Genomic DNA, 26,590 nt, shown 5'->3' on the forward strand with positions numbered 1-26,590 from the left:
GTATTTGCTTGAAGTTTACAGGTATATTGAACTCAACCCTGTCCGAGCCGGGATTGTTTCAAATCCTAAGGACTATCGCTGGTCGAGCTATCGGATCAATGCACTGGGAAATGTTTCGGATTTATGTATTCCCCACCCTGAATATTTGAACCTTGGGAGGGATTCAGACAAACGCCGGGAGAAATATCGTGAACTATTCAAGCATCATTTCAGCGACACTGTATTAGAACAAATCAGAAAGGCAACCAACAAGGGCATGATTGTCGGCAATGATCAATTCCGTGAAGAAATCGAAGCCTTAACCGGCCGGCGCGTTAAGGAAAAGAAAAGAGGAAGGCCGGTTGGGTGGCGGAAGCCAAAGATTTAATTTTACTCTGACCCCAATCAATTCAATCAATTACAATATAAAAATGGATAAAAGAAATATGGAAAAAATATATATGGTTGGTTTAATAAGCTCATTCTTGCTAATGGGGTGTGCTGGGATTATACCTGATCTGGGTGTAAATAATGGCAAATTGACACCATGCCCTAAAACACCAAACTGCGTTAACAGTCAGGCGATTGGTGAAAAATGTTATATTCAGCCTATTGACTACACTGGTGTACAGCAGAAGGCGAGATTTAATCTCCTGCAGGTACTTGAATCTGAACACCAGGCAAAGATATTGATGGCTCAAGAAAATTATATTAGAGCGGAGTTCAAGTCAACTTTTTTTGGATTTGTTGATGACGTGGAGTTTTATTTTTCAGAAGCGCAAACCAGTGAGAAGGTCATTCATATTCGATCCGCTTCACGTGTTGGATATACCGACTTCGGTATCAATCGAAAACGAATTGAGCGGATTCAAAGTAAATTAAAACAGGCCCAATGATTCGAACGATATTCTTAAGCTTATACATGATTAACCCCAACGTTTTAAAAAAGCGTTGGAAAAATTCTTGGTTTTCAGGCTGCCTTTTGCAAGTACGAAAATAGGAGACAGATCACGATTTTCTAATTCTATCTTCTTTCAAAATAGCCAGATAGGGTGGGCAAAAGCGCAGCGTTGCCCACCATTGTATGTATAATATTTTGTGCCTGAACGATAAATCAGATGGGCTTCAAGTTTATGGACAACCGGTGGGCACAAAAAACGTTCCCACCCGACCGCGCTCCTGATTAATGAAGAAAACTAAACAATAACCATGAATAAAAAAGAGGTCTGTCCCCTATTTTCCACCCTGCTTTCCACAAATCAGCGGCCCAAGAATCTAAATACAACCGCAGCGGCAAGTGACACACATGCGCTCATCAAAAAGAGACGAGCGCCATATGCCTCATACAAATAGCCGTTCAGCAAAAATTCCCAGCACGCCGAAATATATAAAATACTGGGTTTTCAGTATCAGGTATAACGATTTATTATGGCTCATGTCTGCCTACAAGTCCGGTGGAAGGAGAAAATTTTTCAGGCTGTTTAAATACATATCAAACCCCTTAATAAAAATATCGTTGTGATTTGCGCCGGGGATCATCAAAAGGTCTTTGTCGGCAGACGGGCAAAGGTTATAAAGCACTTCTCCTTGTGAAAAGTCGATAATATGGTCAAACTGTGCATGAATAATTAAAAGCGGTTTGTTCCAATGCTTGATTTTATCGGCATTGCCGAATCCTTGTGATTCCTGAAAACCGATCATGTCAGGATCAAGCCCAAGGGTTTTCAAAAGCGGGGCTGCATGGGCAAATCCGCTTTCGATGATCAGCCTGTCAATGCTGTCCTGGCGGGTGGCAGCCAACTCCAGAGCCGATGCACTCCCAAGGGAACGGCCCATAACAGTAAGAGAACCTGTGAAATTGAGATTTTTAAGTTCGTTAACGACAAAATCCAGAATTGTGTGGCAGTCCAGAAGCATTGAAAAGACCGTGGGCGAGCCTGAGGATTTACCGTATCCCCGGTAATCCACCACCAGGAAGTTGATGCCCATACGGTTGAAAATGGGGCCAAGATCATCATAGTCGGATACGATCTCGCCATTGCCGTGAAAGAAAAGGATGTTGGGAAATGACCGATCTGCGAGGTGAAAGGCCGCTCCGACTTCAATATCCTGATCAACCGGAATAAAATGCTCCTTTTCGGAAACTGCCTTTTCCGAAGTATCACGCCTTGGGTGAAACAAAAATTGAAGCACCTGGGGCTGATCCAGGGCCGCGTATGGATTGGTATGACTTTTTTCCATTGGATTCTCCTTGTCTGTCTCTTTTACAGGGTTTCGTCTTAACATTATTTAAACCTGACTTTTGCTTAACTTAACCGAAAAAATGGCCTAAGACAATTATTGGGGTGCGACCTCGTTCGTTTCAGGGGCTTGTTAGGCGAATGAAGGTTATGCTAAGGAATGAGCACGAAATAAGATGCCCAGTTAGAATTTTCAAACGTACAGCCTAGAATGGTCGCCTGTTTTGAAATGGGCAAGTTATTTAAAATTCGTTCCTAAGTATTTGCTGTATTCAAAAAAAAATCACAATAAAGAGGAGACCTGATGACCAGTCAAATACCTACACGTGACGCAGCCTTGGCGCTTCTAAAAAAATACAACACGAGCGAGAGCCTTATCAAACACGCATTTGCCGTCGAAGCTGTGATGCGTTACATGGCCGGAAAATATAGTGAGGATAAAGATACATGGGGTATTGTGGGCTTGATCCACGACCTTGATTATGAGCGGTTTCCTGATCAGCACTGCAAAAAGACCGAAGAAATTTTAAAGGAAAACGATTGGCCCAAGGATTTGATCCGTGCCGTGGTCAGCCATGGATGGGGTATTTGCACGGATGTTAAGCCCGAAAGCACCATGGAAAAAGTGCTTTTTGCCGTTGACGAGCTTACCGGCCTGGTGGCAACGTCGGCGTTGGTGAGGCCGTCAAAGAGCGTCATGGACATGAAAGCCAAATCGGTCAAGAAAAAGTGGAAAGACAAAAGATTTGCGGCGGGCGTTGATCGATCAATTATCCAGAAAGGCGCCGATATGTTGGGGGTTGAATTGGGCGATATGATTACGGATACGATCATGGGAATGCGTGAGGTTGCCGTTGAGATAGGGTTGAAAGGAGACGACTAATATGGAGTGAAAGCAAGATAAAGCCAGGGAAATGGATCTATTATTGACCCTTGATGGAGATTTTAACAGCTGAAATGAACCGAATTTAAATTTTTCAAACTGATGGAATCAATGGAACAGACATCATGTCGCGATTGCCATGTTGGGTACGGATGTGCTTACCATCAAGCCGGGGCGCCGGAAACTTTTGGTCCGGGCTTGGGCAGGAGCAAACGAGACCGTTTGGCAGCGGTCAGTACTTCATTGTTGGCTGAACATATCCTGGCAACGGTGTTATTTCCCTGTACTTTCAAGTGAGTAGATTCGACGTGTCTCTGGGGGATATTGTAAAAAGGGGATAGATTATCGGTCGATCCGGTGCTACGGGACGGACCACGGGTCATCACCTGCATGTATATATATATGTACAGGGGCAATTGGTAGATCGGGTGCCATTGTTTGAGGATACAAGCGATCAATTATTCCGGTGAGACGCGTTTGGGTCAGATGCGATTGTGACTTGCCTACATGTACTTTTGAGAGGACTGATAAATGACAATTGATCTATTCCGGAAAATATCTGAAATTACGTCCCAGGGAAAAGCCTGTGTTTTGGTCACCGTGGTGGAAAAGGAAGGAAGTGGCCCTATGACCGTGGGCAAAAAGATGCTTGTTCAGGACGATGGTTCCTCGGTGGGTACCGTGGGCGGAGGGGCTCTGGAATATGAAGCCATGGATGTGTCAAAGCAGATTTTAAAGGATCGTCAAAGTCGCCTTGTATCCTATCGTCTTCAAGAGGGAACCGTTGAAGAAGGCCTCAAAACCGTGCCTATGGTTTGTGACGGGAGGGCTAAGCTGTTTTACGAATACCTTTTCGGCGGCGAATGCGTCTATATTTTCGGTGGCGGGCATGTGGGCCGAGCCCTGGTCCGACAATTAGGGTTGCTGGGTTATCACATCATCCTTGTGGATGACAGGGAGGATGTTTTTCCGGAGCTGCCCGAGGCCGGGCAGTGTATTCATGAGTCTTTTCAATCCTATGCCCGCAGAGCACCCATTGATGAGTCCAGCTATGTTATTATCTGCACCCCTTCCCATGCAAATGATTATGATGTAGCCCGGGCCTTATTAGATAGGGGTGTGCGTCCCTGCTATCTGGGCATGCTCGCTTCGTCTGCTAAAAAAGCCGATTTTATCGCCCGCATTGAAAAAGAGTATGGAAAGGATGTGGATCTTTCCCATCTTTACAGCCCGGTGGGGTTGGACATCGGAGGGGCTTCTCCCGAAGAGATCGCTCTATCCGTTGCCGCAGAGATAAGCGCCGTTAAATACAGGAAAAATAAAATTTGTCATATGAGGGACCGGTGAGTTTGACAGCATTATACAAAGGCCATTTTATCGACACGCCCACACCGGGTCAATTCAGGGTAAGAAAAGATGCTGTCGCCATCGTTGAGGATGGGAAACTCCTCTCCCTGGAGAGGGACGTACCGGCTCGGTTTTTATCTCTTCCTGTAAAGGACTTGGGAGTGGGGGTAGTTATTCCTTCTTTTATTGATCTCCATGTCCATGCGCCCCAGCATATGCAGATGGGGGTCGGGCTGGCTCTCGGATTGCTCGATTGGCTGGAAAATCATACGTTTCCCCGGGAGTCCCGCTTTGCCGATGAAGCGTATGCCCGGGCGCTTTATCCCTTGTTTGCCGCCGAACTTCTGCGGCAGGGCAGCCTCCGGTCTGTGGTTTACGGTACGGTTCATTTGGAATCGACCCTGATTCTGGCGCAAGCCCTGGAAAAGGCCGGACTGATTGCTTTTGTGGGCAAGGTCAACATGGATCGGAATGCGCCGGATGATCTTAAGGAGACCTCCGAAGCCTCCTTCAAAGGCAGTGAAGAATTTTGCCGGAGATTGGCGGGACAGGGCAGGGTCCGGCCCATAGTTACCCCTCGTTTTGCGCCGAGCTGCACGAAAAAGCTCATGAAAGAGCTGGGCCGGCTCTCTCAACGGTTGAATCTGCCGGTTCAGTCTCATCTTGCCGAAACCCTCACCGAAGTTCAATGGGTCTCCCAGCTCTTCCCCGAAAGTCGCAGCTATACCGATGTGTATAATGACTGCGGCCTCTTGGGGCCGGCGAGTTTGATGGCCCACGCCATATTTTTAAATGATGAGGAGATCAATCTAATCATGGAGCGGGAAGCCACACTGGTTCACTGCCCCAGCGCCAATATCAATTTGGGCAGCGGCATCATGCCTATGGGGCGCTATTTGGACACGGGTGTCAACCTGGGGCTGGGCTCCGATGTGGGCGCCGGGCACACCCTTGCCATGTATCGGTCGGTTGTTCAAGCGGTACAGGCTTCCACGCTGCTTCGGATTTTGCGGCCCGAAGAGAATCACAGAGCGGTAACCCTTTCGGAAGCCTTTTATTTGGCCACCATGGGAAATGGTAAATTTTTCACCCGCCAGGGATGGGTGCCTTGCGGTGCCTTTGAGCCGGGCATGAGTTTTGACGCCCTTGCCATTGATATGGGACTGCCTGAAGCGGTAGATTTGTCTCCCCTCAATCAATTGGAGCGGTTCCTTTACGCCGGGGACGACAGGCATATTAAAATAAGGATTTTAGCAGGTAGGCAATTATGAAAAAAAGCTGTCGATTTATTTTAAATGACAAAGAGATGGACCTTTGCCTGTCGCAGGGCCGGTCGGTCCTGGATCTTCTGAGAAAAGATTTGGGACTGTACGGAACCAAAGAAGGCTGCCGGGAAGGTGAGTGCGGCGCCTGTACAGTGATACTGGGACGATTCCCCCTGGTTGGCTACCGGCCCATGCCTTCCTGTCTTATGCCGGCAGGACAGATCAGCAACACCCATCTTGTGACCATAGAGGGACTTCAGGGGGAGAGACCCAATCGGCTCCAGCAAGTCTTTATCAATCAGGGCGCGACCCAGTGCGGATTTTGTACCCCCGGATTCATCCTCTCCCTCACCGGTTATCTTCTGGAGGGGAGGACCGTTACCCTCCAGGAAGCTGTGGATGCCCTGGACGGTAATATCTGCCGATGTACCGGCTACGGATCCATTCGCCGGGCCGTGGCGCAGACCGTTGAACCTTTGTTGGGTAAGGTTCCTTCCCTTCAGGGACTGATTGAACTGGACCTGCTTCCTGCCTATTTTGCCACTATCCCCCAGAGACTTGCCAAGCTGAGAGGTAACTGCCTGGCTGATTCGCCGGATTTGACCTTTGAGGGGTTTGAAAAAGATCGGCTTCTTATTGCGGGGGGCACCGATCTGTATGTTCAACAGGGAGACACCCTGAATAAGTCGAGACCCCGGTTCCTCATACCCGAATCCGAGCCTATCCAGGTAAAGGAAGGGATGATAGAAATCCCCGCATCAGCCTCCATGGAGCAGTTGATGCGAGATCCTCACTTAATTGATCAATTTCCCGGGTGGCGTGAAAAGCTGATAGTCATGGCCTCCCATATTATACGGAATCGGGCCACTATAGGGGGCAATCTGGTCAATGCCTCACCCATTGCGGACTGTGCCGTTCTTCTACTGGCCTTGGATGCCCAAATCCAATTGGTTTCGTCCAAAGGTTTCCGACGTCGACTGCCTCTAAGGGAGTTCTTTCTGGGCTATAAAGAGTTGGACCTCAACAGCGATGAGCTTGTGGAATCCCTCTTGGTGACAAAACAGGATGGCACCCAATTATGGAACTACGCCAAGGTGAGTAAGCGAAAACGTCTGGATATCGCCGGCTGCAACTCCGCGGCGGTTTTTACGGTTAATAACCAGGCATTGGCTTCTGTTGGTTTGGCTTTTGGCGGTGTGGCACCCATCCCCTTTACAGCCCGTCAGACCATGGCGTGGCTTAGGGAAAAACCCCTGACCAGGGAAACATTTCTGGGCTCCATGGAAGTCCTGCAGGAAGAGATCAGTCCCATAGACGATATTCGGGGGAGTGCCGAGTATAAAAGGCGATTGGCTTGTGCCCTCATGGCGGATCACTATCTGCACTGTTTTTCCGATACCTGTTCCTACGGCGATTTTGTAAAAGGAGGGGTGCTATGATCAATCCTGATACCACCTATCATGTGATGGGGCTTACCCGCTATGTGGATGACAGGGATTTCCCCGCCCGTGGATTGCACTGTGTTGTCTTCTTCTCTCCCTTAGCCAGGGGAAAAATTCGGGATTTGGATATTTCCGCCGCTCGGGAGGTTCCGGGAGTAGCGTTCATCCTTACCGCCAAGGATATTCCCGGGGAAAATCAGATCGGCGGCATAATTCAGGACGAACTCCTCTTGGCCGAGGATGAGGTGACCTTTGCGGGTATGCCGGTGGCCGCGGTTTATGCCTGGACTGAGGAGGCTGCCAGGGATGCGGTGGGATTTATTAAAATCGACATTGCCGAAGAAACCCCTGTTCTGAATCCGCGGGAAGCCTATAACCGGAATCAATTGATTGCCCCGGTACGATCCTTTACCCTGGGCGATGTGAAAGAGGGCATTGCGTCTGCAGTATATGTCGCCAAGGGAGAGGCCGAATCGGGCGCCCAGGAGCATTTTTACCTGGAGGGCCAGGGCACCGTAGCGACTCCCTCGGAGGAGGGGAATCTCCATCTGGCTTCCAGTACCCAGGCTCCCACTATGGTGCAGCGATGCGTTGCCAGGGTTTGCGGATTGGCCATGAACAGGATTGAAGTGGATGTTCGGCGACTGGGAGGAGGCTTTGGGGGCAAGGAGATCCAAGCCAATACCTGGGCCTGTTTTGCCGCCCTGGGGGCTCAAAAATCAGGTGTTCCATGCCGTATGGTTTTAAGACGTTCCGATGATATGCGGGCCACGGGCAAACGGCATCCCTATAGCTCTGATTTTACCCTGGCCCTGGATGGGGCGGGAAAATTTTTGGCCTTCAAGGTTATCTATTATCAGAATGCCGGATCGGCGGCCGACTTGTCCACTTCTGTTTTGGAAAGAACCCTCTTCCACGCCACCGCATCCTATTATGTACCCAACGTACATGCCACAGCAGCTTCCTGCCGCACCAACATAACCCCTAACACCGCCTTCCGGGGATTCGGTGCTCCCCAGGCCATGTTCGTCTTTGAAGCGGCCATCCGGGAGGCATCCGGAATAAGCGGGATCTGCGTAGAAACACTGCAGCGAAAAAATCTGATTAAAACGGGAGATTGTTTTGCCTATGGCATGGCGGCGGAAAATGCCCGGGCCGAGCGCTGTTGGGACAAGGCATATGCGCATTATGACCTTGAGAAACGGATGCGTGTCATTGACGACGCCCGAAGGAAAGAGAAGAATTCTTCCGGTCAAGTCTCCCGCTACCGCAGAGGGTATGCCCTGATGCCTGTATGTTTCGGCATAAGTTTTACCACCATGTTTTTAAACCAGGGCCGGGCGCATATCCACGTTTACACGGACGGTAGCGTGGGCGTAAGTACGGGGGCTGTGGAAATGGGGCAGGGGGTAAACCACAAAATCCGGGAAATCGTCGTCGAGAGCCTGGGGATCGCTCCTGAGCGGGTTAAGCTCGAATCCACCAATACCACCCGCGTTTCCAATACCAGTCCCACCGCTGCCAGCAGCGGAACCGACCTGAATGGGGCGGCCGCCCTGATGGCCTGTGAGATGATAAAAGAGCGCCTCTTTAAATTTATGGCCGATCAATATCAATGTGTATGGCAGGATTTTTCACTTAGAGACAGCCGGTTATATAGAGAGGAGAAAGCCTGTGGGCTCGGTTGGGAGGATTTGGTGATGCAAGCCTATCGTTCTCGGGTGCAGTTAAGCGCTGAAGCCCACTATTCCACACCGGACCTTCACTTTGATACATCTGTCGAGAAGGGTCGTCCCTTTGCCTACCATACTTACGGAACAGCCTATTTTGAGGCCGAAGTGGACCGCTTACTGGGAACCTACACGATAGAAAAGGCCTATGTGGTGCATGACCTTGGGCGATCTATAAATCCCCTCATTGATCTTGGCCAGGTTGAAGGCGGCATGGTTCAGGGGATTGGATGGGTGACCATGGAAGAGATGCGTTACAGCGAGGCGGGCAGACCCCTTACGGCCACTGCGGGAACTTATAAAATGCCTGATATCTCTTCCGCCCCTTTGGATATGAAAGTAAAATTTTTGGAGGATGCCCATAACGACAGAGCGGTTAAGGGTTCCAAGGCCGTGGGGGAGCCTCCTTTCATGTACGGAATCGGGGCTTTTTTTGCCATAAAGATGGCCGCCGGCAGTGAGAACGCTTCCTATTGTGCACCCATTACGCCCGAGCGTTTGTTTATGGAATTGAGGGCAGGGGTATAGGGTTAGGTTCTTATGATCATTTTGCTTCAACAATAACAAATTGTTCCGATCAAAAGGAGGAAATTATGATTCCTAAAACAATGAAATCTTTTTTGGAAGATGCTCTATCTGAAAGTGTACGGGAAAAACGGCTGATACAGGACGGTCCTTTCTGCTTTCTGGAGTTTGGGCCTTTGGATGTGGACAGCCTTCAGCGGCTGGGCATCCGCGTGGACCGCCTGGGGCCCAGGCTGGTTTCCTGCCTCTGGGACAGGGAAAGCGCCCTTGAAATCGGCGGCTACCTGGTGGTGGACAATTTGGCCATGGGAGCGCCTTCCATGGGGGGCACCCGGATGCTGCCGGATATCACCCCGGATATCATCCATAACCTGGCCCGGGGCATGACCCTGAAAAATGCGGCTGCCGATTTGCCCTTTGGGGGCGGTAAATCCGGGATCGTCTGTCCCGGTGCCATGGACAAAAAAGAGCGAAAAGAGATTATCAAGGGGTTTGGCCGACTGATCAAGCGGTATAAGGATATCTACATCCCGGGACCGGATGTGGGGACCAATGACCAGGACATGAAAATTTTCGCCATTGAAAACGGGATTGATAACGTGGTTTCCAAGCCGGCGGACATGGGCGGGAACCGGATTGACGAACTGGGCGCAGCCGCCAAGGGAGTGGTTGCGGCGTTCAATGCCCTGGTAGAGCATCTTCCCCGCCTCAGGGAACTGCCCCAGTTTAAAACCATGGAGATCCCCCCTGCCGGGGAACTGGATGTACTCATCCAGGGCTTCGGGGCCGTAGGGGCAAATACCGCAAGGCTATTCCATGAGAACACCCGCAACTACCGACCCAGGATAAAGGGGATCAGCGACGCCACAGGCTATCTGCTCAATCCGGACGGCCTGCCCTGGTCCGAATTGTTCAGTATGTGGAAAACCTTGGGGAACGTTGCCGGGGCTTATTACCACGAACGGATCATGCACGGTTCTCACCCGGTGGGCTCTAAAACCGTCTTTTCCAACAACCCGGACAACCTGCTCACCGAGTCGGCCTTCTGCCTGATTCCGGCCTCACCCGTGTTTAATTATCTGGACGTTTCCCCTATAACCTCCCCCTCCATGACCTGCGACCGGATGGGCAAATGGCAAATGATTGTGGAAGGGGCCAATACCTATTCCCCGGATCCGGCCCGGAAAGCCCAGCGTCGACGGATGGAGCGTCATGTTTTTCGGGACAGGGGGATCCTCATTGCTACCGATTACCTGGTCAATGCAGGAGGGGTTATCTATGCTGCCCATGAAAGGATCATTCCCACCCCCCGCCATCTCTATATTCCAAAGGATCTTCTGGGTGACCCCGGTGGAATCCAGGGGTGGCTGGACAAACACCGCACTGAATTCCAACGCCTGGCGGAACAGCGGCAGAAGGCCGCCCTGGAAAAGCTGGAAACCGTTATTCCCGCCAATATGAAAGAACTCATCCAGGGGCTGTGCCAGGACGGGGACAGTCTGCCCTGTGAAGTGGCGGAAAAGATATCGGTACGGCGGATTGCATCAAAAGAAAAATCCAAAACCGCCAGGGATGTTATGGCTCCGGCACCCGTCATCGGCCTGGACAAGCAGATAAGAGATGCCGCCGAACTTCTGGTGGAGAGCCATTTGTCTATTGTTACGGTGGTATCGGAAAAGGGCCGGCCCATAGGCATCGTGACCAATTGGGACATCACCCGGGCCACAGCCCTGAAACTGCCCATGGATGCGCCGTTGACAAAAATCATGACTACGGACCTGGTGTCAACCGGGCCGGACACCAGTATCCTCAACTGCATCCGGATACTGGAGAACCATGAAATTTCAGCCATGCCCGTGGTGGATGAGAACCGGGTCCTGGGCATTATTTCGGGGGATATCCTGGCCAGGAAAACCTTGTTCCGCCTGCTTCAGACAGAAGGCTGAAGACTGGGGATCAATCGTCCGGGCGCTATCTAAAATGCTGCAAATCGGGTGATCCCCGCGTTTTTAGCCTCTTTGACAGCTTTGTTGAATTCAGTCACAGAGACGCGCCTTGCTAATTCTTTCACGTGGAGCGCCTTCCCACAAGGGCGATATTGATCCATGATGTTGACATAGGTGTTTTTTGAGACATGGTTGGCAATAAATGACATCACCTCCCCGGTCCCGGCCATCCCGGAGGGCATGACCAGGTGTCTGAGCAGTAACCCTCGTGTGGCAATACCCTTTTCGTCAAGCTGCAGATCGCCAACCTGTCGATGCATTTCGACAACGGCTTTTGCGGCTATTTGGGGATAATCCGGCGCATTGCAGGTCTGTTCGGAAATAGCCGGATCCCAAAATTTAAAATCCGGCATATAAATATCGATCACTCCCTCCAGCAGTTTTAACGTTTCCACCTTGTCGTATCCGCTGGAGTTGTATACCAGGGGTATCCTTAATCCCCCGTCAATGGCCATGTCAAGGGCAGACAAAATCTGTGGCACCACATGGGTGGGGGTCACAAAATTAATGTTATGGCAACCGTTATTCTGCAGGATCAACATCATGCCGGCCAACTGCCCGAGTCCACACTCCTCTCCGTTTCCCTCGTGACTGATATCGTAATTCTGGCAAAAATTACATTTCAAGTTACAGTGGGTGAAAAAAATGGTGCCTGAGCCAAAAGCCCCGACCAATGGCGGTTCTTCTCCAAAGTGGGGATTGAAACTGGAAACAACCGCTTCTTCACCGGTAGAACACTCACCCAACTCCCCGGAAAGACGGTCGACCTTACATGCTCTAGGACAAAGCTCACAGGATTTTAACAGATGTCGCGCTTTATTGATTTTATCCCGGAGTAGTCCTTTCTCTTTGGTCTCAATATAGGCTGCTTGAAAGGCTGACATTGCATGCTCCTTTTCCTTCTGTTGTCAATATATGAAACTGCAAAACAGAATCACTATTTCCATATTGAGAACCATCCTAACCGTATCAGCAAAATAATGCAATTTTTTGGATTCCAGCCTTTTCTGGGAGTGTCAGGCAGACACCTTCCCGGCAGCGATTTGTGCCAGTTTAAAAAACAGTGCCCTGGCATCTGCCAGGTCTTTTTTCTCCGGATGCTTGGCGGCCTCTTCAAGTCTGGCCCTGCGTTCCGGGGTCATGCTGTGATGGGGGGCGTCCATCATTTTTGTTTCCATTATTTTGATTAAAGCCGGGTCCACCTTGCCCTGGCATAGAAATTCTCCCAGGATTTCATTGCCCTTTACAAGTGCTCTTGCATTTTTCAGGCACTCCCGCGCATGATCAGAATCGGGATAGGCGCCAAGGGTACCGAACAAGCCGCTCTTTTCGGTTGCTACGGGCGTGCCCCCAAGACCGGCATGCACCACGGATTTTTTCTTAAATGCGCCGGTGAGCGGGTTATCGCAGATTTCAGCGAGATAATGGCGATCAAAAGAAGTTTCGCCAAAGGGTTCCATCAGTTTGAGTTTTGCGTTGGCGTCCTGAGGGGGCGTGGTGATTTCCTGTTTCATGGTTAGGCTCAAAACTCCTTTTCCGGGATATCGTTGAAAGGAAAATAGGTCTTTGATTCGTTTTGTATTTGAGAGTTCGTAAAGTCATCTATAGCAAACTATTTATCATGTCAAGGCTGATTTGGCATCGAAACCCCAACCGGGCACAATCCCGTACATGTTGCTCGTCCTGCCCATTCGGGCTATATTTCAGGTTCTTGATAATCGTTTTGTTCTTTGTTATTCTTAATTTTATAGAAAAGGATATTTCCATCCTTTTAATACTATCCCGATCACAGAGGAGGCAAGACTACTGTGGAAGACATTTTTGCATTGGGTGACAGTTTAGGGCCGGCTAAGGTTATTCATGTTTATCAGCCGCACCTTGGCCTTAAAGGGGTACTCGTGGTAGACAATGTCGCCACCGGCCCCTCCATTGGAGGACTGCGCATGGCGGCAGATGTAAGCACGGTCGAATGTGCCCGTCTGGCCAGGGCCATGACCTTGAAGAACGCGGCAGCGGGACTTCCCCATGGCGGGGGCAAGTCCGTGCTTTGCGGTGATCCGCAAATGGATCCGGGAAAAAAGGAACTGTTGATTCGTGCCTTTGCCCATGCCCTGCGTAATGAGAAGGATTATATTTTCGGTCCGGATATGGGCACCAATGAGGAATGCATGGCCTGGGTCAAGGATGAAATCGGCCGTTCCGTGGGTTTGCCCTTTGAGTTGGGCGGCATTCCCCTTGACGTGATCGGTGCCACCGGGTTCGGTGTTCAGCAGGCGATAGAGGTTGCGATCGAGTACTGCAACTTTCCCCTTGCCGGTGCGCGCCTTGTGGTACAGGGCTTTGGCGCGGTGGGCAGCCATGCGGCCCGGTTTCTCTCACAAAAAGGCGTTATCCTGGTGGGGGTGGCCGATTCCAGGGCAACCATCCACGATCCGAACGGTATTGATGTGGAGGAACTGGTCCGGATCAAGACGGGCGGAGGCTCGGTGTTGGACTATCCACGGGGTAAGAAGCTTGAGAGTGAAGAGGTGATTGACCTTGACTGTGACATCTGGGTGCCTGCCGCCCGACCCGACATCCTGAATAAGGACAACGTCCATCGCCTGAAAACAAAGTTGGTTGCGCAAGGGGCCAACATCCCGCTGACCCCTGAAGCAGAGCAGTATCTGCATGCCAAGGGGGTGCTGAACCTGCCCGACTTCATCGCCAATGCCGGCGGTGTTATCTGCGCTGCGGTGGAATATCACGGAGGATCCCAGACAACAGCCATGGAAAACATCCGCGATAAAATCAGCGCCAATACCCGCACTATGTTGGAAGAGGCCAAACAAAAGAACATCCTCCCCAGGGAAGCTGCTCTGGATCTGGCTCAACGCAGGGTAATGAAGGCCATGGCGCTGAAGCGCTGGGGGATTTTTTAATATCATAGCCTGTGGTATTAAGACAGGAGATAAGGTGGCTGAAATAGAACTTGTTACCACTGAACAAATTACAGAAAAAATTTATCTTATCCGAGGCGTTCAGGTGATGTTAGACCGCGATCTTGCAGCCCTTTATAGAGTTGAAACAAAGCGCTTAAAACAGGCTGTCAGAAGAAATATGAACCGTTTTCCCAATGATTTTATGTTTGAATTGTCAAAAGAGGAATTTGCAAATTTAAGGTCACGGATTGCAACCCCCACTTTTGATCAGAGGCGTTTAAGATATCCGCCTATGGTATTCACGGAACAAGGTGTTGCCATGCTTTCCAGTGTATTGCGAAGTGACCGGGCAATTCAGGTAAACATCCAGATCATGCGCACTTTTACCAAAATGCGCAATATGATCGCTGAAAATCAAAAATTACGCAAAGCCCTGGAGGAACTGAAGCAGCAGACAGATGAAGATTTTTGAGGTGGTGTTTTTTTGTTTTGGATGAGTTGCTGGCTAATGATAACCAGCCGAAACGAAAAATATGATTTTAAAACCTCTTTTGAACAAAACCACTTTTTCAGGAGAAATCATGAAGGATGACAAATTCAAAGAGTATCGATACTTTCTCAAAGATAGTATTCGTAAAACAATTCCTTTCAAATTTACTGACCAAAACCTGGGCGTTCCAGTCCCTCCCATTGAAAAATCATATTCTGAGGGCGCAATATTAATAGATCTTCCTGGTCCTGATGAATGGAATAGGATTTCCCAGACAGATCTCACACATGCCATAGGCAACAGAAAGAGCCATCGGGTTTATTTGAATCAAAGCCTGACATTAGAAGAGCTGGCTTACCTGTTGTGGTGTACCCAGGGTGTCAGGGGAAAAAGATTTCACGGACATGCATACAGGAATGTGCCGTCCGCCGGCTGTCGTCATGCTATTGAAACTTATCTTGCCGTTTTTAATGTGGATGACATTGAGCCCGGCGTTTACAGATATTTACCCCTTTCCCATCAACTCGTATTTGAATTCAAGGATGACCTGCTGTCAGAAAAAATGATCATTGCTTCCCTTAACCAGTCCTATCCGGGCAAATCGGCTGTTACGTTCATCTGGTCTGCCATACCGTATAGAATGGAATGGCGGTATGGTTTGGCAGCGCATAAGGTCATTGCTCTGGATGCAGGCCATGTTTGCCAGAATCTATACCTTGCCTGTGAGACGATTGATGCCGGGACCTGTGCGATTGCCGCTTACGATCAGGAAGAATTAGATGAACTGCTCGGTCTTGATGGTGAAGAAGAGTTTGCAATATACCTTGCCCCTGTGGGAAAGGTAAAAAAAAATTATAAGAACTCTGTATAAAGTATTACCGATTTTTGTCGATACTATTAAGAATTCATTAAGAATTCATGAATAGTGCCCAAAGTCAAAGAAGATAGATAAAAAAACAATAACTCCTGACCGCACAATACAAAAAATGGGACCATGACGTCTTATGCCCACAACATGAAGAAACTTAAACAAGGCGTTGGACTGATCCTAATGCTTGACGAAAACATCGGGGTTGAGATACAAAGGCATAAAAACCAAGTGGAAAAAGTTTTAAACATCTCAAGCACGGGAAAGCAACCCTGGAGAGCCACCGGAGGTCAAAGGGCATTTCAAGACTTCTCAGCATCAGCCGATAGGAATTGTTTACCCTATGAAGGTAAAAAATATGAATGTAACAGGAAGCTCAATAACCAATACAGATAGACCTGAACCCGGTATTCGGGGTCAGGAAGCTACTGCCAAGACAGTAAGTGCAAACATTAATACGCTGTCCGAATTAAAGCAGAGTCCATCTTCTTCGGCAAATATTAAGCGCGCTGAAACCCGGACTTCTGAACAAAAGAGTGAAACTTCCGGCAATCAGGCCAAACTGACCAGAAAAGATGTCGAAGAGATGGTGGAAGCCCTTGAAGCGTTCGCCAACACTGTTCAGACCAGGCTGAATTTTACCATCGACGAGGGCACCGAGGATGTGGTGGTCAAAATTATGGACAAAGAAACCGATGAAGTCATCAAGCAGTTCCCTGCAGAGGAAATTCTTGAGCTTCGTGAAAAAATGCAGGACTTAAGCGGCCTTCTTTTCAGTACGAATGTGTAATTTGATTTTTTTATTTCAAAAGCGGTTGCTGGTGTGAGTAGGGACTGCCCTGGAGGATCAGTTGCATCCCTTCTTTTCTTTCATTGTTAATCACAATAGGCGCCATAAAGTTCGCCGTCATATCTTCAGGCTTGCCCTGGGGAATAGTGATAATGACAAAACAGGTTAGCTCTTCCTTTCCAAATTCCCATTTAATCGTCTTATCAAAATCCTTAACAGAGAGTGTATAATCTGGATAGAAACGAAGGGGGTCCATGATCACAAAGCCCAGATTCGGGTCATCCACGCATTGAAACAGATAAAAAGGAGAGGTTTCCTTTTTATCAAGAACAACATATCGTTTCTGCTGCCTGAATCCGGGGATACCCTCCGGCATATTGATGATTTTATCATCATCAATATTCACTTCACCCAATTGCCTTGTATGAATCTTCATTACTTTTTATTCAGACTCCTTGTCCTTATTACTTATCAGTTTGGCTGCCTTTGCAATATCAATATTATCTGTTGTCCCCTGGGAGGAAAGGATATTCTCCTTTTGAATGGCGTCAAATACCTCCTGTCGCAGGACCGATATTTCCCGGGGCGCATCAATACCTAACCGAATGCTGTTTTTGCCGGTTTCAACCACCTTTACGATGATATCATTAGCAATGACGATACTCTCACCAACTTTTCGTGTTAGAATAAGCATAGGCTTAACAAATAATCCATCAGGCTGACATTAATATTTTTAGCCGTTGAATTCAAAAAGGACTTACAGACCGCCCCAAATGACTCTTAAATTCATCGCCGAACGTACCATTGTTATAATCATATGCAACGTCAGAGTCAACCTTTGTTCGCGCAGGTCGTGCTACACCTGGGCCATGAACAGACAGCTGTTCTTTCTTCCCTGGGTCACCATCCCATTGCCGGTGTATCGGGCCTGAGCAGCGTTGTTTCCGATTAACGCCATGATGTTATCCACAACGGACAGGTGCTTTTTAACCTGAATTTGATTAGATTTTATAAAATGGGCCACGATCTCTTTTTCTTTATCAATGGTTCGTTTGAGCTGTCTTATCTGGATTTTGTTTTTGTTGGGCAGCGGCAGAGCATCTACCAGTGCGCCCAGGGAAAAGGTATCCGTTTTTTTATCCATGCCGGGAAAATGATTTTGGCAGGCAACAAGAATATTGTTTCGCAATTCTTCTATTTTGCCGATAAGATCTTTTTTTGCTCTGGTTGTTTCCCATATCATGCCAATGTCAACGGTTCCGATAGCCTTTTTTTCAGCCTTTAATACCAGGTTCAGCTGCTGGTAGAAGGCAAGTTTTTCCTTAAGCAGCGTTTGGATACTATCGGCAGCTTTTTCCATATCCATTCTCCTTATCTTGTTTCTATCAACTGCAATATTGAATAGTTAAGAATATTCTCAATCCGTAAAACAAGGAAATATTTTCCGTTTTTCGTTTTGTGCAGATTTAAAAAAGCAACTATTATGCCATGATCCAATACAATCAAAATTTTTCAACAGGCTGTCAAACTGAGTCCTGAAGCTGCTGGTATAAAAACTCTTTGAAGCCGGTTACACGACGCCCCTGGGATAAATTTTCCGTAAGAAACTGGTCATGTAGGGACTGGTAGACGTCAGAGGCATTGCTTTCGGGGAAAAGACTGTCTCCGGGCAGGGTGTCCCGCATACGCTGCATCAAGGTATTGAGCATTAAAGCCTCAAACCCCTGGCAGGCTTTTTCAAGATCTTTTTCACGCTGGAGTTGCCGGGCCGTATTGGTCGTATTCTGGGTATCTGTAACAGGCGTCATAACCCCAGGCATTTGAATAGGCATAATTTTTCCCCTCTAATAACTCTAAAGTATCTCCAGACTGGCCTGTAGCGCCCCGGCCGCCTTGATACTTTCCAGAATACTGATCAGGTCCCTGGGCTGGACCCCTAAAGAGTTCAGTCCATTAACCAGTTCTCCGATGGTGGAGGTGCCGGGCAGCTCCATAATATACTGGGGGTTTTGTCCCTGGATCGTCACGTTCAGATCTCCATGGGCCACGGCCACATTTGAAATGGTCACCTCACTGCCGATAACCACCGTACCGGTTTTTTCATTGATCACAACCTTGGCAACGGTATCCGGAACCACAGAGAGCCCTTCCACATCGGCAATAAACTCGGCTACATGTTCCTGCTGCATGGATTCGGGCACGTTCAGACGGATGGAACCGGCATCAATAATCTTTGCAATCCCTTCCCCTAAAGCGGCATTGATGGTATCGCCCACCCGCCGGGCCGTGGTGAAATCCGGCCGGAACAGGGACAACGTCAATTGTTCTTTTCCTTCCAGACGAAATGGGATCTCGCGCTCCACTGTGGCTCCGTCGATAATCCGGGCCGTGAGAAGATGACTGCTCCGGTCGTTCATACCGGCGGGTATCGCAAGACTTACTGCACCCTGGGCAATGGCATAAACGTTACCGTTAACCCCTTTCATGGGCATCATTAAAAGGGTTCCGCCCTTAAGGCTTGTGGCATCACCTAACGACGAAACCGTGATGTCGATGCGGTCCCCGATCCGGGCAAAGGGCGGAATATTTGCCGTGGCCATGACGGCGGCCACATTCTTCACCTTGATCTGGCTTTTGTTAAAATGAAGATTCATTTTTTTAAGCATATTGGTCAAAGATTGGCGGGTGAATAGAATATTGTTCTTATCTCCTGTGCCGTTAAGCCCCACCACCAGACCGTATCCGGTGAGCTGATTGGAACGGACCCCCTGGATGGCGGCCATGTCCTTGATTCGGGTGGCCATGGCGGGCTCTGAGAGGGAAAGCAGACACAGCACGGCCCCTATACCGATGGTTGTTTTTTTCAACAGATTGTTCATGATGCCCACTCCTTTATCCCCCAAGGCTTACCAGGGCCAAATATTATCAATTATCCGCGTACCCCAGCCCGGTTTCTGTTTGTCGGCCAGGGCCCCCCTGCCGTAGTACTCAATGCGAGAGTCCGCTAACGAGGTGGATTCCACCCGATTGTCCGAATCAATGTCCTCGGGTCTGACAATTCCTGAGACCATGATGTACTGAACCTCATTATCCACTTTCATGGCCCTGCGCCCGAAAATGCTCAAGTTGCCGTTGGGCATCACCTCCGTAACCCGGGCCGCAATAGAGGCGGTTACCTGACCTGACCGGTCACTTGCGGCCTCCCCTTTGGTGGAATTTTCAAAACTGGTGTCAATGAGGTTGCCCCCATCAGAACCGCCGCCAAGATGTGTTACTTTTCCGAATGCATTCAATGTCGGCACCCCCACCGACATATTGGTTGCCCGCCCGCCCTCGGAATTTACCTCCATTTCCGAAGATGCGTTCTCCACAATATCCACGATGACCGTATCCCCGACATAAGCCGCCTTGGTGTCATCCAGCAGGAATCTGTTCTGCGCCGTCCAAAGAGAGCCTTCCACAGGCTTTGCCATGGTGTATTCAGGTTGCACGGCAGGTGCAGGTATTGTCTCCTGGGGTACAACGCTGAAGGCCGGCTCCCCGCCACCGGACATACAACCGGTAAACGTCCCTGTCATAAGCGTCAGCAACAATGCGACGCCCCCCCGTATTATTTGTTTATGAATGGACTGCATACCAAACCTCCTGGCTAAAAAACGACTTCCACGGTGCCGTCTGCCCTAACAATGCCGCGCACCACTTTTCCCGATGTTAAATTTTGCACTGTCACAGGCTGGCCCGGATAGCCGTCTTCCTTACTGATTCCTAACGTAACAATGGATAAACGATTTTTTTGGGCCACCAGTTTTACCACAGCGCCTTTTTCAATGGCCGGCGCCTGTTTGAATTCACCCCTGGTCACGCATTCTCCTTTGTCAATGGTCCGGGTTATCACCATACCGTTGACTTGCTCAACCGAAGTCATTACATCCGGCTGCTGTCCGAATAGGTCCATGTCGCGCAGGGTGACATCAGCCGGGGTAATGGTCTGTCCCCTTTCCAGGCGCGTTGCCGCTACAACGACAGGCTTCATCTGTGAGAGACGCCCTGTGACGGTCAATCGGTCTTGTTTGACGCCGTCCACCCAAACTTCGGCATGAACGGACAGGCGGCCATTGTCTGAAGGTGTATATCGTTTATCAAACACCAGGGATAAATTGCCCTTGGGATAGGGTTCAATCCCCCGGACACTGAAGGCCGTTAACTTGAATTTATCCTTTGGCAAAAAGCCGGATAAAAACTGTCCAAGCTCCTTTTCCACGTAGGACGGGTCAAGGTCCTGGCCGGCGCGTTTGACAAACACCCGTTTAGGCACCTGTATATTAATATCATTGTCATTAAGGCCCATGGCGGTTATGGCGGCTGTAATCCTTTCACCTGAAAGCTGTGTCATCCGTCCGGCCCCGGGTGATTTCCCAAGATCAATGCGGGTCAGTTCTTCTTTGAAAAAATCAGGGGCTGTTATCTTTGCGATCTCTCCTAAATATATGAGAGGGCTTATCACTTCTGCTGTCCGGGCAACCTCAATAATAATTTTCTCCGGCGGGGTGGCCAAGACCGGCAGACTGAAAGCAAACATGCAGGCCAGACAGGACACTGCCATCAAAAATTTTTTATAAATCGTGGAGGTATTCATGGCGGTATCCATTCAATGTTTTTTAAGATTTTAACTGGACCGCGGTTGACAGCATACTATCGGCGGTGGTGATGGATTTTGAATTGGCCTCATAGGTGCGCTGGCCTGAAATGAGACTGACCATTTCCTCTACAACATCTACGTTGGAACTTTCAATATAGTAGTTCAACACGGTTCCGGCCCCGTTTTCCCCCGGCGTATTTTCCTGGGGGGTGCCCGAACCTTCGGTTTCCCTGAACAGATTGCCGCCTACGGCATATAGTCCGGCGGGATTCACAAAGGTGGTTACAAGCACCTGCTCTGTGGCCAGAATGGTCTTATCGTCGGCAAATACGGTTAGGGTCCCGTCGTTGTCCAGGGTAATCGTAACAGCCTCCGAAGGGATGGATATCTCGGGCTGAAGACGGTCCCCTGCCTGGGAGGTGATGTACCCCTCGCTGTCCAGGGAAAAATCCCCGGCCCGGGTATACATATCCTCCTCCCCGTGCAGGACCCTGAAAAATCCCTCTCCCTGGATGGCAAAGTCCAGCTGATTATCAGTCTGGACATAATCTCCCTGGGTAAATATTTTTTGAACACCTGCCGTATTCACGCCCATGCCCACCTGAATTCCGGTCGGCACCTGTCCCCCGCCGGGGGTTGTCTGTCCTGCGACCCGCTGGGTCATATACATTAAATCCTCAAATGCTGCCCGGGATTTTTTAAACCCGGTGGTGGAAGAGTTGGCCAGGTTATTGGCGGTAACGCCAATCTGAGTATCCTGGGCCATCATTCCTGTAGCTGCCGACCAAAGTGCCCGTATCATAAGTTTACTCCTTTATGTAAACAGCCCTACGTCATTTATTGCCTTTGAATCAATTTCATCAAATGTCTTCATGGACTTGGTGTAAGTTTCAAACATCCGCTGATAATCAATCATTTTAGCCATTTCTTCTACGACCTGAACATTGGCCTGCTCAAGGGAGCCGGCTTCAACCCTGACATTTTCAGGGGGAATTTCATCTGCTGTATCTCCGGTATAGACAAACAGATTATCTCCGGTTTTCTCAAGCCCTTTCATGTTTTCAAAGGAGACCACATCAAGGGTATCCAAAATTTCATTATTTAAAAATATTTGCCCGTATTCATCAATATTTACACTTGTATTCGGGTCGACAGTATCAATGAAGATCGCCCCGCCCTGACCCATGACAGGATTACCGCTTTTATCCACAAGAATGCCTTCGCTGCTCAAAGAAAAATTTCCGTTTCGCGTGTATTTTATGCCGTCCGGGGTTTCCACTTTGAAAAGGCCCTGGGGGCCTAAGGCCACATCCAGGGGATTATCGGTTTTTATAACATCACCCTGGGTAAAGTCCTGATCCACCCGGGCCTTGAACGCTTTATCAAAACTGACGAAATCTTTTTTAAACCCAATGGTGGAGGCATTGGCCAGATTATTGGAGACGGCTTCAAGTTTTCTTTCCTGCCTTAACCCGCCCTGGGTCGGCCGCGTCATTTCAAGAATCATAGGGCAGTTTACTCCTTTGCATGGTTTGCCGGTGTTTCTACGGCATTGATTGGTTTAATTCCACCTTATCCACACTCTATGCAAATGGAGTGCCATATTTCTTTTTAATTAATTATAGACTCTGAACAACGCTCTTTTCAGGAAAAATTATCTTTTAAAGCTTATAATTAAAGGGAAACAAGTTGATTTTAAACATAATGTGCCAAAAGGCCGACACCTGAGGCAGCCGGATTTGACGCACCCAGAAATTTTTTCCCACTGTTTTGGGAGTATAAAATGGCCTGTCATAAATGCAATCGGCTTATTGACAGTAAAAAGCTTGAAGAATAATGATTCCGGACAACATCAGGACTTTTTTTCGGGCCTTTTAGCATTGGCCCCATAAACAAAAGCAAGAAGTTCGGCCACCGCCACATATATTTCAGGCGGAATTTCCTGGCTGATGTCAAGGGATGCCAGAACCTCCACCAGGTCAGGATCGTCCTTGACCGGAACGCCATGGGCCAGTGCCAGGGCAATGATATTTTCAGCCACCTTGCCCTGGCCCTTAGCGGTGACCTCCGGAGCCCCGTCCTTAAGCCTGTCATATTTCAGGGCAACTGCTTTTTTTCTTTTGTCTTTAGGTGTCATGGTCAAACCACAATATTGAGACCCGGAATCTCATCGGGTGCTTTCATGGAAAGCATTAAACTGGTCGGGGCAATTTGTTCCGGTCGGGCCACTTGGCAGTCGATGTTTCCTGCCTGATATCCGATTTCTGCCAGACGCTGTCTCAACTCTGAAATTCTTGGGGCAAGGTAATCACAGGTTGCCTGATTTTCCAATAAAAATCGGCCGGCAATGGTTTTATCCAGAATGGAAAAATCTGCCCGTAAGGGGCCAAGAGCGGTCATGTTCAATAAAAAGGAAATACTGAGCATCTTTTTTTCTGTATCTGCTGTGCCCCTCTTTCCCATGTCTACCATGAGCTGGCCGAAATCAAAGCCACCTTCCCGCCAGACAGGAAACGGCATCAGAAATCGTACGCCATCCTGACTTTGCCCACTATCCCCTGATTTGACATTTAACTGGGCAAAATTATCCAACGCCTCTGAAATATGTTTCAATACAGAGGCTTTTGCCGGATCACCTTCTGTGCCGGCAAGGGATAAAGAGGCAGCTTTTAAGTCCTGGGTCGCCAATTGTTTGATCTCATGCGCAACCGTTTTTTTATCCCCGGCCTTTTCAAGAGCGGTTGCCAGTTTCTTTTCAAAGCCTAAGCCCATATTTTTTATGACTTTGGACAGGAACTGATCATCCCGGACATCGGATTTCAGGGAAAGTTCCATAAGGATATCACTCAGAATCGGTTCCTGGGTCTGGCTGAGCGCACTCAATCCCTGGAAAATTTTTGCCAGTGAAAAAGATTGGGAAAAGGTCTTCTGAAAGGAGTTATCCGCCTCTGGACGTGGGTTTGAATCCGGGACAATCTGCCCGGGCTTTAAATTCATGATACCTGACAGTTTGGATTGTTCCTGGCTGCTGCCGCTAAGTATCAGGGACGTAAGGGGATGGCTCGGAATCATCTGGACTTCTCCATTGCAATAAATTTTTCCTTGAGGTCAATGACAAGCGAAACCTCCCTTCTGGGTATGGAAAGTCTTTCTGCAATGGTGTCAACATCCATCTTCTGATAGTAAAGATCTATGATCCGCTGCTGCTGATCAAGGACATTTGTCTCTTTCTGAAAGAACGCAGATCCTCCCTTGGGCAGGGCATTCAGCAGGGACTTATGCTGATTTTCAAGCTGGCTGTATAGGGTGTTGGCCCGGGATAACAGCAGATTGATGCTGATTATTTTTGAATCCAGGGACTGATCAAGTTTCCTGGTCAGTGTCTGTTTTTCCTGTACCAGCCGCTCAAACTCCATGGCCGCAATCTTTGAGGCTTCCAAAATAGGTTCGATAATCTCAGACGCTTCCGTCAGGACCTCCCTGGCCATAACCTGGGCTTTTTCACGGGTCTGGGCGGCAATGTCGCCAAGATCACTTCCCTGTATAGGCTTGGGATTGCGTTCAAGCCGGTTGGCCCGTCGGATAAAGAGAAGCAGCAGAAAGATTAAGAACAGATCAATGATAAGTGAAAGTACAACAAGAAATTCGGTGGGAACCTTTAGCATCATACCGTGATATCTAAAAGTCGGCCCGATCCATCGGGGTCCGGCGGCAGGTCATCTTTGGAAGGCTGTTTTTTTGCACGTTTGGCTTTAAGCACCTCTTGTCGTTTTTCTTTTTCCTGTTTTAAAGAGAGTGTTTCTTCGCTTTCCTGAACAGTTGTATTTTCCACCACCTGCTGATTTTGATGTTGTATGGCTGCCTGGTCAGGATCCGGTTTTGGGGACTGGATCTGCTGGGCCAAATCCTGGGCAATACCGGATTGCTGAAAAATCTGGTTATGTCCATGAACTGTGGTCATTTGTTTCCAGTGTTAAGTTGCTTTAAAAGATTTAAAACTGATCTTTTCAATATATTGGGGCGGCAACACCTTTTTCAATGAGCCCTCCACACCCGATAGCAGATCAGCTTCGGTCACATCATTGTTTTTTTCCGACACCAGCCGGGTCTGGATAGCGCCGTAAATTAAGTCCCGGTAAAAGGCAAGATTACTATTTATTTCATCATAAGCCCTTTGATCTGAATAATCAATAGAGACATCTGCATACACATAGGTCATGGTCCGGCTTTGATCTGAGGCAAGAATGATAAAATCTGTTAACAAAATTGTTCCTGGGCTGCGACTGTGCGCGGGAGCCGGTATCTTTGCAGGAAAATTAGCCTGGCCGTCCCGGATAAGATCAATTTCGGTCAACGATGCGGTCTGTTTTTCCGGCAGTGGCACAGGCGTACTTGAAAAAAACAGAAAATAACTTAATGGAACGGATATGCCCATGAACAGCAGGACAGAAGCGGCAGCAAGCATCACCTTTGACTTGAGAAAGGCTTTGATCCGCCCGCCTTTTTTCGACGGTCCTGCTGGGACAGGTCTATTTTCGCCGGAAATTTCAGCACCTTCAATGCCTTCCAGAACCACCTGATCCGAGTCGGATTCCAGGTTATCAAACGCATCATCGAGCTGGTCCTGCATATCAGGCGCATCGTCTTCTCCCCCAATATCGCCGAGTAGATCTTCATCCTCCTGATCTGCGGCCATAAGAAGAGTATTGATGTCGTCCTGGGATATGAGGATATCCTCATCTCCATCCAGCAACCCCTCCTGCTCATATGACTGCTGGAGAAGGGCATCAATATCTTCCTGGGTTACGTCATCATCCGCGCCGCGACCATCTATTGCAGACATCAGGTCTATCCTGTCCGGCAGATTATCCTCTCGATCGTCCCTGGGATCGGCTTCCGGAAGATCCTGGGCCGGCAGGCCGGCCTCAATCAGCGCATCCATGGCCTCCTGGGTGATCATACAATCGGTCACCTCTGCAGCCTGGCTTTCATCTATGGGTTCATCAAAGGGGTCTTTTTCCTGGCCCAAGGCTTCCGTGGCCGGGGTGTCGTTAACGATCACAGACTCGGTCGTTTTCTCCGCCACATCGTTCTCGTTTGATTCCCATTCTAAATCCTCAGGTTCAGACTCGGATGCATCATTCGCCTGGGTATCGCCACTGATTGCACCCTGAATATCTTCCAGTGAGATCAATTCGTCATCGTCATCTGAATCAGACTCCTTAGAATCATTCATGAATTGGTCAATATCATCCTGAGATAATTCACCGCCATCGTCTTCAAAATTGTCATCGTCATCCAGAAGCGGCCCGTTGAGCAGACTGTCTATATCATCTTGGGACAACTCGCCGGCATCCTCATCTTCGGAAGAGATATCCAGAAGTTTATCAATATCATCCTGGGAAATTAGATCGTCTTCTTCTTCCAAAATCGGGTCTGACATAGCTCCCCCCTAAAATTCAAAA

The 26,590-nt window shown here is 48.9% G+C and carries 28 protein-coding genes and 1 pseudogene; 12 read left to right on the forward strand and 17 right to left on the reverse strand.

Annotated elements, in window-relative coordinates:
* Together B3D59_RS05715 and B3D59_RS05720 are read left to right on the forward strand one after the other, a co-directional pair.
* A pseudogene (locus tag B3D59_RS05715) lies at positions 1 to 367 on the forward strand (transposase); the annotation flags it as partial.
* Positions 342 to 875 carry a DUF1499 domain-containing protein gene (locus tag B3D59_RS05720; protein ID WP_286818344.1) on the forward strand — a complete coding sequence of 178 codons (534 nt, stop codon included), beginning with the start codon at positions 342 to 344 and terminating at the stop codon, positions 873 to 875. The pseudogene B3D59_RS05715 and the gene B3D59_RS05720, both read left to right, overlap by 26 nt.
* A gap of 547 nt (positions 876 to 1,422) precedes the next feature.
* Here the strand turns inward: B3D59_RS05720 and B3D59_RS05725 are convergent.
* Positions 1,423 to 2,220, reverse strand: a complete 798-nt coding sequence (locus tag B3D59_RS05725) for an alpha/beta hydrolase (RefSeq protein WP_286818345.1) — start codon at positions 2,218 to 2,220, stop codon at positions 1,423 to 1,425.
* 303 nt (positions 2,221 to 2,523) lie between these two features.
* On the opposite strand from B3D59_RS05725, the gene B3D59_RS05730 reads away from it, so the two are divergent.
* From B3D59_RS05730 to B3D59_RS05755, 6 genes are all read left to right on the forward strand, one after another.
* Complete coding sequence (locus B3D59_RS05730; RefSeq protein ID WP_286818346.1) at positions 2,524 to 3,102, forward strand: HD domain-containing protein; 579 nt, start codon at positions 2,524 to 2,526, stop codon at positions 3,100 to 3,102.
* A gap of 531 nt (positions 3,103 to 3,633) precedes the next feature.
* On the forward strand, positions 3,634 to 4,449 hold the full coding sequence (locus tag B3D59_RS05735) for an XdhC family protein (protein ID WP_286818347.1): 816 nt from the start codon (positions 3,634 to 3,636) through the stop codon (positions 4,447 to 4,449).
* Positions 4,446 to 5,720 (forward strand): amidohydrolase family protein, encoded by a 1,275-nt coding sequence (locus tag B3D59_RS05740; protein WP_286818349.1) that lies wholly within the window; start codon positions 4,446 to 4,448, stop codon positions 5,718 to 5,720. The genes B3D59_RS05735 and B3D59_RS05740 overlap by 4 nt, the downstream gene beginning before the upstream one ends.
* Positions 5,717 to 7,153 (forward strand): FAD binding domain-containing protein, encoded by a 1,437-nt coding sequence (locus B3D59_RS05745; RefSeq protein WP_286818350.1) that lies wholly within the window; start codon positions 5,717 to 5,719, stop codon positions 7,151 to 7,153. The genes B3D59_RS05740 and B3D59_RS05745 overlap by 4 nt, the downstream gene beginning before the upstream one ends.
* On the forward strand, positions 7,150 to 9,414 hold the full coding sequence (locus B3D59_RS05750) for a molybdopterin cofactor-binding domain-containing protein (RefSeq protein WP_286818352.1): 2,265 nt from the start codon (positions 7,150 to 7,152) through the stop codon (positions 9,412 to 9,414). Before B3D59_RS05745 ends, B3D59_RS05750 begins: the two co-directional genes overlap by 4 nt.
* A gap of 65 nt (positions 9,415 to 9,479) precedes the next feature.
* Positions 9,480 to 11,357 carry a Glu/Leu/Phe/Val dehydrogenase dimerization domain-containing protein gene (locus B3D59_RS05755; RefSeq protein ID WP_286818353.1) on the forward strand — a complete coding sequence of 626 codons (1,878 nt, stop codon included), beginning with the start codon at positions 9,480 to 9,482 and terminating at the stop codon, positions 11,355 to 11,357.
* A 29-nt stretch (positions 11,358 to 11,386) separates the two neighbouring features.
* Here B3D59_RS05755 and B3D59_RS05760 read toward each other — a convergent pair whose 3' ends face one another.
* Together B3D59_RS05760 and B3D59_RS05765 are read right to left on the reverse strand one after the other, a co-directional pair.
* Positions 11,387 to 12,301, reverse strand: coding sequence for a radical SAM protein (locus B3D59_RS05760; RefSeq protein WP_286818354.1), 915 nt, complete (start codon positions 12,299 to 12,301; stop codon positions 11,387 to 11,389).
* Between the two features lie 132 nt (positions 12,302 to 12,433).
* Positions 12,434 to 12,931, reverse strand: a complete 498-nt coding sequence (locus tag B3D59_RS05765) for a flavodoxin family protein (RefSeq protein ID WP_286818355.1) — start codon at positions 12,929 to 12,931, stop codon at positions 12,434 to 12,436.
* 294 nt (positions 12,932 to 13,225) lie between these two features.
* Between B3D59_RS05765 and B3D59_RS05770 the strand changes: the two genes are divergently transcribed.
* The 4 genes from B3D59_RS05770 to B3D59_RS05785 all read left to right on the forward strand — a co-directional run bounded on the left by B3D59_RS05770 (position 13,226) and on the right by B3D59_RS05785 (position 16,486).
* A complete protein-coding gene (locus tag B3D59_RS05770; RefSeq protein ID WP_286818357.1) occupies positions 13,226 to 14,338 on the forward strand; it encodes a Glu/Leu/Phe/Val family dehydrogenase in 1,113 nt (370 codons plus the stop codon).
* A 34-nt stretch (positions 14,339 to 14,372) separates the two neighbouring features.
* Entirely contained in the window at positions 14,373 to 14,810 is a 438-nt protein-coding gene (locus B3D59_RS05775) for an ORF6N domain-containing protein (RefSeq protein WP_286818358.1), read from the forward strand.
* Positions 14,811 to 14,919: 109 nt separating this feature from the next.
* A complete protein-coding gene (locus B3D59_RS05780; RefSeq protein WP_286818360.1) occupies positions 14,920 to 15,699 on the forward strand; it encodes a SagB/ThcOx family dehydrogenase in 780 nt (259 codons plus the stop codon).
* A 340-nt stretch (positions 15,700 to 16,039) separates the two neighbouring features.
* Complete coding sequence (locus B3D59_RS05785) at positions 16,040 to 16,486, forward strand: flagellar protein FlaG (RefSeq protein WP_286818362.1); 447 nt, start codon at positions 16,040 to 16,042, stop codon at positions 16,484 to 16,486.
* A 10-nt stretch (positions 16,487 to 16,496) separates the two neighbouring features.
* Here the strand turns inward: B3D59_RS05785 and fliW are convergent, their stop codons facing one another.
* The 14 genes from fliW to B3D59_RS05855 form a co-directional block, all read right to left on the reverse strand.
* The gene (gene fliW / locus B3D59_RS05790; RefSeq protein WP_286818364.1) at positions 16,497 to 16,922 is read right to left on the reverse strand and encodes a flagellar assembly protein FliW; all 426 of its coding nucleotides are present in this window, start codon (positions 16,920 to 16,922) and stop codon (positions 16,497 to 16,499) included.
* A 6-nt stretch (positions 16,923 to 16,928) separates the two neighbouring features.
* Complete coding sequence (gene csrA, locus B3D59_RS05795; protein WP_286818366.1) at positions 16,929 to 17,180, reverse strand: carbon storage regulator CsrA; 252 nt, start codon at positions 17,178 to 17,180, stop codon at positions 16,929 to 16,931.
* Between the two features lie 162 nt (positions 17,181 to 17,342).
* The gene (gene flgN / locus B3D59_RS05800; protein ID WP_286818368.1) at positions 17,343 to 17,846 is read right to left on the reverse strand and encodes a flagellar export chaperone FlgN; all 504 of its coding nucleotides are present in this window, start codon (positions 17,844 to 17,846) and stop codon (positions 17,343 to 17,345) included.
* 163 nt (positions 17,847 to 18,009) lie between these two features.
* On the reverse strand, positions 18,010 to 18,318 hold the full coding sequence (locus B3D59_RS05805; protein ID WP_286818370.1) for a rod-binding protein: 309 nt from the start codon (positions 18,316 to 18,318) through the stop codon (positions 18,010 to 18,012).
* A 21-nt stretch (positions 18,319 to 18,339) separates the two neighbouring features.
* Positions 18,340 to 19,365 (reverse strand): flagellar basal body P-ring protein FlgI, encoded by a 1,026-nt coding sequence (locus B3D59_RS05810; RefSeq protein ID WP_286818372.1) that lies wholly within the window; start codon positions 19,363 to 19,365, stop codon positions 18,340 to 18,342.
* A 27-nt stretch (positions 19,366 to 19,392) separates the two neighbouring features.
* Positions 19,393 to 20,121, reverse strand: a complete 729-nt coding sequence (locus B3D59_RS05815; protein ID WP_286818374.1) for a flagellar basal body L-ring protein FlgH — start codon at positions 20,119 to 20,121, stop codon at positions 19,393 to 19,395.
* Positions 20,122 to 20,135: 14 nt separating this feature from the next.
* Positions 20,136 to 21,122 (reverse strand): flagellar basal body P-ring formation chaperone FlgA, encoded by a 987-nt coding sequence (gene flgA / locus B3D59_RS05820; protein ID WP_286818376.1) that lies wholly within the window; start codon positions 21,120 to 21,122, stop codon positions 20,136 to 20,138.
* Positions 21,123 to 21,144: 22 nt separating this feature from the next.
* A complete protein-coding gene (gene flgG / locus B3D59_RS05825) occupies positions 21,145 to 21,927 on the reverse strand; it encodes a flagellar basal-body rod protein FlgG (RefSeq protein WP_286818377.1) in 783 nt (260 codons plus the stop codon).
* A gap of 12 nt (positions 21,928 to 21,939) precedes the next feature.
* The gene (locus tag B3D59_RS05830) at positions 21,940 to 22,632 is read right to left on the reverse strand and encodes a flagellar hook-basal body protein (RefSeq protein ID WP_004071170.1); all 693 of its coding nucleotides are present in this window, start codon (positions 22,630 to 22,632) and stop codon (positions 21,940 to 21,942) included.
* Between the two features lie 345 nt (positions 22,633 to 22,977).
* Positions 22,978 to 23,262 (reverse strand): EscU/YscU/HrcU family type III secretion system export apparatus switch protein, encoded by a 285-nt coding sequence (locus tag B3D59_RS05835; RefSeq protein ID WP_286818379.1) that lies wholly within the window; start codon positions 23,260 to 23,262, stop codon positions 22,978 to 22,980.
* Positions 23,263 to 23,264: 2 nt separating this feature from the next.
* On the reverse strand, positions 23,265 to 24,197 hold the full coding sequence (locus B3D59_RS05840; protein WP_286818380.1) for a flagellar hook-length control protein FliK: 933 nt from the start codon (positions 24,195 to 24,197) through the stop codon (positions 23,265 to 23,267).
* Complete coding sequence (locus B3D59_RS05845; RefSeq protein ID WP_286818381.1) at positions 24,194 to 24,793, reverse strand: hypothetical protein; 600 nt, start codon at positions 24,791 to 24,793, stop codon at positions 24,194 to 24,196. The genes B3D59_RS05840 and B3D59_RS05845 overlap by 4 nt, the downstream gene beginning before the upstream one ends.
* Positions 24,790 to 25,086 (reverse strand): hypothetical protein, encoded by a 297-nt coding sequence (locus B3D59_RS05850; protein ID WP_286818382.1) that lies wholly within the window; start codon positions 25,084 to 25,086, stop codon positions 24,790 to 24,792. Before B3D59_RS05850 ends, B3D59_RS05845 begins: the two co-directional genes overlap by 4 nt.
* A gap of 12 nt (positions 25,087 to 25,098) precedes the next feature.
* The gene (locus B3D59_RS05855) at positions 25,099 to 26,568 is read right to left on the reverse strand and encodes a hypothetical protein (protein WP_286818383.1); all 1,470 of its coding nucleotides are present in this window, start codon (positions 26,566 to 26,568) and stop codon (positions 25,099 to 25,101) included.
* Positions 26,569 to 26,590: the final 22 nt, after the last annotated feature.

The organism is Desulfobacter sp. UBA2225 (assembly GCF_002348205.1).
Lineage (GTDB): Bacteria > Desulfobacterota > Desulfobacteria > Desulfobacterales > Desulfobacteraceae > Desulfobacter > Desulfobacter postgatei.